The 3509-nt window shown below is 39.3% G+C and carries 2 protein-coding genes; both read left to right on the plus strand.

All coding sequences use genetic code 11. The annotated features are described in order from the left end of the window. Window positions 1-124: 124 nt before the first annotated feature. Window positions 125-1093 (plus strand): M20/M25/M40 family metallo-hydrolase, encoded by a 969-nt coding sequence (locus ABWO41_RS16720; RefSeq protein WP_353140451.1) that lies wholly within the window; start codon window positions 125-127, stop codon window positions 1091-1093. Between the two features lie 4 nt (window positions 1094-1097). Then, entirely contained in the window at window positions 1098-3263 is a 2166-nt protein-coding gene (locus ABWO41_RS16725; protein WP_353140453.1) for a S9 family peptidase, read from the plus strand. Window positions 3264-3509: the final 246 nt, after the last annotated feature.

The raw sequence follows: 3509 nt of genomic DNA on the forward strand, positions 1-3509 counted from the left end.
AAGAAACGCAGATTATTTTTTAAAGATGTATAAGTGGTACTAAAGTGGGAGTATAGTGGGGGTAACAAAGTATGAACGGCTTGTGTCTGGTAATTTAGATTTATGGGTATTTAATGAATTTAATATGAGAAAAAAACTTCATATCATCTTTATTATAATGCTTCTATCGGGGACAATGTCCTGCAGAGGGCAGCAGAATTACACTGTTAACATAGATAAAGCGGAGACTTCCCGTATTTTAAACGAGCTGGCCTCTGATGATATGCGAGGTAGAAATGCTTTGATTACAGCAGATATTGATAAGGCTGCAAGTTACATTGAAAATGAATTCAGGAATATTGGTTTAAAACCTTATGAGAAAAACGGAAGCTTTTATCAGGAGTTTGATAAAAAGCATAAAGGTGAAGTACATCAGTTTAAAAATGTGATTGGCCTACTTCCCGGAAAAGAGAAAATAAATGAATTTGTAATTTTTTCTGCCCATTACGATCATATTGGAATATTACCAGCAACGGGCCAGGACTCTATAGCCAATGGTGCCGATGATAATGCTTCCGGGGTTACAGCACTTATTCAGCTGGCAAGGCACTATGCTCAACGTGGAGATAACGCAAGGACAATTATATTTGTGGCTTTTACGGGAGAGGAAATTGGCTTTTATGGATCGCAGTATTTTTCTGATCAGATAGATCCCCAAAAGGTAATTGCAATGTTTAACCTGGAGATGATAGGGAAGCAGTCTAAATTTGGGGCAAATACAGCGTATCTTACGGGGTTTCGATATAGTGATTTAGGGAAGATTATGGAACGAAACTTAAAGTATACCCATTATAAGATCTATCCGGATCCATACGCAACACAGCAATTATTTTACAGATCAGATAATATGCCTTTGGCTAAAAAAGGAGTTCCGGCGCATACCATATCTACCGTACAGATCAACAAAGATAACAGCTACCATACGGTTGCCGATGAGGTCGGACTGTTGGATGTAGAAAATATCATATCGGTAGCAAGAGCTATAGCTATAGGCGCTTCAACTGTCGTTTCGGGACAGGATACACCTTCCAGAATTAAAGCAAACAGGAGATAGGTTTATGAATAAACGTATAAAGGTTACCTTATTTTTTTTAATCGTTTTTTGCAAACAACTGCTGGCCCAGTACGATGGTGTACAATGGTCGGCAGATGGCAATTCTTTTTATGAGATTGGGGAAAAGGGGATTTATGAGATAAATGCAAAAAATAGGACAGATCAAAAAATCTTCGTTTCCACAGCAGAACTAACTCCGCGAAATAGAGCACCGCTAGAAGTAGTCAGATTCTCGTTAAGTGCAGATAAAAAGAAATTGCTTATTTCTACCAATACCCGTAAAGTTTGGAGATACGATACCCGTGGAGATTATTGGGTTTTTGACAGAAGTACGAAACAGCTTAAGCAGATAGGCGCCAAACATCCGGAAGCTTCGTTAATGTTTGCCAAATTCTCTCCGGATGCTACAAAAGTAGCTTATGTATCTAAAAATAATATTTATGCAGAGGATTTAAAAAGCGGACAGATTAATGCCTTAACAAAGGACGGGACAGATAGATTAATAAACGGAACTTTCGACTGGGTATATGAAGAGGAGTTTGGTTGCCGCGATGGGTTTAGATGGTCTCCGGACGGGAAATCTATTGCTTACTGGCAACTGGATGCCCGAAAGATCAAAAATTATCTGATGATTAATCATACAGACTCTTTATATCCATTTACTATTCCTGTAGAATATCCGGTAGTCGGAGAAGATCCCAGTCTTTGCAGGGTTGGTGTGGTTTCGGCAGATGGCGGTGCAACCCAATGGATGGAAATACCGGGAGATCCGGTACAGCATTATATCCCAAGAATGGAATGGGTTAATTCTGGGGAGATCATTGTTCAGCAGCTTAATCGTCGTCAGAATGTAAGTAAAGTAATCATTGCAAATTCGAAATCAGGAACATCCAAAACGATACATCAAGAAACAGAGACAGCCTGGATAGATATTAAGGATCGCTGGAGTGACGAAGGACCTGCCGGCTGGGATTGGATTAATAATGGAAACGAATTTATCTGGGTAAGTGAGAAAGGTGGATGGAGACAGATTTATGCTGTGGACTTAAAAGGTAAGGAGCGTTTAATTACTAAAGATAATTTTGATATCATATCTGTTAAGCTTGTAGACGATATAAACAAGCAGATTTATTTTATGGCTTCTCCCAACAATGCGACTGAAAGCTACCTGTTCAGAGTTGCGTTAAATGGGACAGGAAGAGCAGAGCAAATAAGTTCTCCTGATCAAAGAGGTACACATGATTACGATATTTCTCCCAATGGTAGAATCGCTATTCACAGATTTTCAAGTGTGAAACATATACCGTTGACAGAGACAGTAAATTTGCCAGAGCATAAAACTTTGGTTAAACCGCCAGTGAGGGATTTATCTAAGGATTATCCGAATGTTGAGTTTTTTAAGCTGACGACTATAGATGGAATAGAAATGGATGGCTGGATGGTAAAGCCCAAAAATTTTGATCCTGCCAAGAAATATCCTGTTGTTTTTTATGTCTATGGAGAGCCAGCCGGGCAAACCGTGAAAAATAGTTACGGAACCGGATTAAACAGGTTGTATAACGGAGATATGTCTGAAGACGGTTATATCTATATGTCTGTCGAGGGAAGAGGTGCTCCTGCACCAAAGGGCAGAGAATGGCGTAAATCAATTTATAAGAACATTGGAATATTAAATATCCGCGATCAGGCAATGGCAGCAAAGGAAATATTAAAGTGGGACTTTGTAGACCCGCAAAGGATTGCTGTTTGGGGATGGAGCGGAGGAGGTTCTACCACGCTGAACCTTTTGTTTCAATATCCGGAGATTTATCAGACCGGAATATCTATTGCTGCAGTTGATAATCAGTTAAATTACGATAATATTTATCAGGAGCGATACATGGGGCTTTTACCCGAAGACAGAAATTATTTTGTACAGGGATCGCCTGTTACTCATGCTAAGAATCTAAAAGGCAATCTGCTGCTTATTCATGGTACCGGAGACGATAATGTGCATTATAATAACGCCGAACAGATGATTAACGAGCTGATTAAATACGGAAAGACTTTTCAGATGATGAGTTATCCGAACAGATCTCACAGCATTTCTGAAGGTGAGGGAACAACTAAACATTTAGCCCTGACTTTTACTAAATTTTTAAAAGAGCACTGCCCTCCGGGGGGTAGATAGGTGTAATGTTCATTAGTTCACTAGTAATTAGTTCATTGATGAGTAGTTATCGCTAGTTATTCAATGGTTTATGATTGTTTAGTGCACTGTTTTTTATTTTTCCCGTACTGGGGATTGAAGAATGTGCTTCGGTATATGTAGTAATGGTTTATAGGTCTGTAATTTGTGTTGTACTACCGATGTTTTTCACTGCCGTTGTTTAATTAGCCCTTCTACCTTGCTCCTCCAAGGGAGTTCCTTCGGAAC

It is taken from the genome of Pseudopedobacter sp., from assembly GCF_040392825.1.
Classification (GTDB): Bacteria; Bacteroidota; Bacteroidia; order Sphingobacteriales; family Sphingobacteriaceae; genus Pseudopedobacter.